The organism is Pseudoalteromonas sp. P1-11 (assembly GCF_001399995.1).
GTDB lineage: Bacteria > Pseudomonadota > Gammaproteobacteria > Enterobacterales > Alteromonadaceae > Pseudoalteromonas > Pseudoalteromonas atlantica.
The window spans coordinates 86555-89240 of the sequence record NZ_LJSP01000014.1; the positions used below are offsets into that span (position 1 = coordinate 86555).

General features: G+C 36.3%; 4 protein-coding genes. All 4 read right to left on the minus strand.

Annotated features, from left to right (window positions below):
- Window positions 1-147: 147 nt before the first annotated feature.
- Window positions 148-528 (minus strand): VOC family protein, encoded by a 381-nt coding sequence (locus AN390_RS17430; RefSeq protein WP_055255525.1) that lies wholly within the window; start codon window positions 526-528, stop codon window positions 148-150.
- A gap of 306 nt (window positions 529-834) precedes the next feature.
- Window positions 835-1464: a hypothetical protein gene (locus AN390_RS17435; protein WP_055255526.1), complete on the minus strand. Its 630-nt coding sequence runs from the start codon at window positions 1462-1464 to the stop codon at window positions 835-837.
- On the minus strand, window positions 1465-2028 hold the full coding sequence (locus AN390_RS17440; RefSeq protein WP_157686050.1) for a hypothetical protein: 564 nt from the start codon (window positions 2026-2028) through the stop codon (window positions 1465-1467).
- Window positions 2029-2170: 142 nt separating this feature from the next.
- The coding region (locus AN390_RS17445; RefSeq protein WP_236695118.1) for a hypothetical protein at window positions 2171-2686 on the minus strand (516 nt) is incomplete at its 5' end.

Genomic DNA, 2686 nt, shown 5'->3' on the forward strand with positions numbered 1-2686 from the left:
ATATATTTAATGCCGACTAATTAACGCTGATTGGTTAAATTTGAGCTGCCAGGTTTAATGCCAATGGCGTTAAACCTGATGGTTGTTTGTATTTTGAGGTTAGATTTTAATAGCGTAAGGTTGAACACTGCATAATTAAAGGTCTGATTAGCTGCGTATTTCTACACGCCAAGGTGGGTTAACTCTATTAACACCCGCCCAATATAGCTTAATTTTATGACCTGACGGATCATGCAGTACGGCCTCTCGCCATAGATAACTCTGGTCTGTAGGTTCTTGTATAAATACAAAACCTTTAACTTTTAAAGTCTCAACCAGTTCATCTAATTGTTCATGTTCAAAATATATTACCATGCCACAATCAAACTCACCTCGATCTAAAGACAATGAGAAAGTTGAATCCCCATCTGGACATTCAAAGCGAGCATAATGTGGGGTATCCACAATTTGAGTAAAACCTAAGTCGCGATAAAATTTAGTCGAAATTTCCATATCAGTAACGGGTAATGTAATTTGATTTAAGTTCATTGAACCTCACTGTGAAAAAATTAAAGTAGGTGAGCACTTAATTAATTTACGATTGTTATGTAATACTTTACTTATTTCTTCACTAATTAAAGCCTGATACGTAGCTCATCAAAGTGCGAAAATAAAACTATCTGTCTAGTTTATTATGATTTTGTACTGTTTCACATTCGAAACCTTAGTCGCTATTTTTGAAACTCATACTTTACGAAACACATAACGCCGCCTTAAGCGGTGAGTAATAGCTGGCTATAATGTGAAGCGAAGCGGAACCGAGCCAACTATTACGCATCCGACTTTAAGGCCTTGTTAACTTACCCGAGGTGGTCGATTTCGGTATAAACGAATTAGGAAGCGCAAGAAGTCTATTAAGAACCGGCCAACAATGACAGATAAAGCAGATATAAATGCTACATAAGTATGGTCATTGAGACTAGCTTCGTCTTTGAATTCTGTGAAGTTTACTTCAGTCTTGTTAGCTTCAAAATTGATGTTTAATACTTCCGAAGAAATTAAAGAGATGGTTATGGAGTTACCCTCTACAAATTCCTTTAATTTCACTTTTTTTGATAGCTTTGCTTTGTAATCTGAAAAACTGACAGAACCAAACATTTCTTTTGGTTGAGTTACGTAAAATACTCTATATAGTTCTGGCTTAGAAACGGCATTAACATCTAATAAAAATTCAATATCGTTTATTGCTTTTTTACCTGTATTTTTTAACTCAACTTGAGATACATAAACATCAGCTACTTTTTTACCTAGTATGGGAATTTGTTTTCTGCCTACATCTTGCGGCCCTAGAAGCTTTTTAGACTCAGTAACTTGATAGGTTATTTCAAAGTTAGGTAGGAAAAACTCCTTAACATCAGAACCAAACAATGAAACAAAGGCAACAACTATTCCAATTACAATCGGAGCTATCCATTTATCTATCATCTATCCATCCTTCCGGTTTCTTTTTATTTCTTGTAAACGGATTACATATTCAATTTGTGATTCAGAGTCTATTGGCATGTGTTCTTTTTCAGGAAGTCCTAAAGTTATATCTATAATCATTTCAGGAAACTTTCTGTCCTGATTCATAGATATATCGATTTCATCAACGTAAAGTGAACCAAATCGCTTTTTTGATTTTAAATCTCTTTCTAAGTTTTTAGCGATAACAGGGGTATGTCTATTTACGACTTCAGTCACTTCTTCCTTAGATAATCTACTTATTACTTTTTTCTTTACTGCATCATAAAAGCAAGATGCTATTGTTCCTGCAATAGCCCCAGTCACAAAAAGAATAAACGAGCCTTTTTCTACACGCTCTACGTCTAAGTGAATATTTCCATAAACACTTTTACTTATTTGGGTTCTACTCGTATTTATATTCATAGAACACATGCTTTCAAAAACACTTCGCTCAATAGTAGTAGTAAAATTTGAGATTAACGCACTGAGAGTAGCGGTTGAAAGTCTGTCTGGTTTACTTGTTAGCTTTATTTTTAAATCCATTTTTATCAACTTTTTATAATTTTTGCTGGTTTTTTGGGGGTAAGTTAACTTTTAAATAAGGGGCGCAGACGCGTGGGCTATAATGCGAAGCAGCCCACGTGTATGCGTCCCAGCGAACGCAGTGAGTGGCTTAATTTTTTTGTTAGGTAGCATTGCCGGAAAAACGAACATTTTCAACCTTCGTAATTTTAGGGCTTTCACTACAAATGACTTCCAAGCATTCATCGTTTGTTACCAGCATATGTGACCACTCCTGATTATTTCCCATAGCGAATGAAAGCGGACTCTCTTCATGCCATGGGTGACCTTTTAGCTTAAAAGTATTCTTTTTGGGGCGTTCAGATGACCACAGATAGAGAAGACCATGCTCATCTAATAAACGATATGCATTAACCGTTTCAAAGGCTAACTCGTAAAGCGCTTCGGTTTCTTCATGGAAAACACGAGCGATCAAATCGATGTCCTTATGTTTGGGATTGCCGAGAATTTCAACTTTTGCGCCAGAAGATTTTGTCAGTGACCATTTATCGATACTCCACGATACATCAATGATCCAAGCAGTGCCTTCTTCAAAAGGAGATTCCCAAGTTTCAAATTCCATCTTGCTACCTAACTTTTCAATAACGGGCGCAGACATGTGGGGCATAATGGCGAAGCC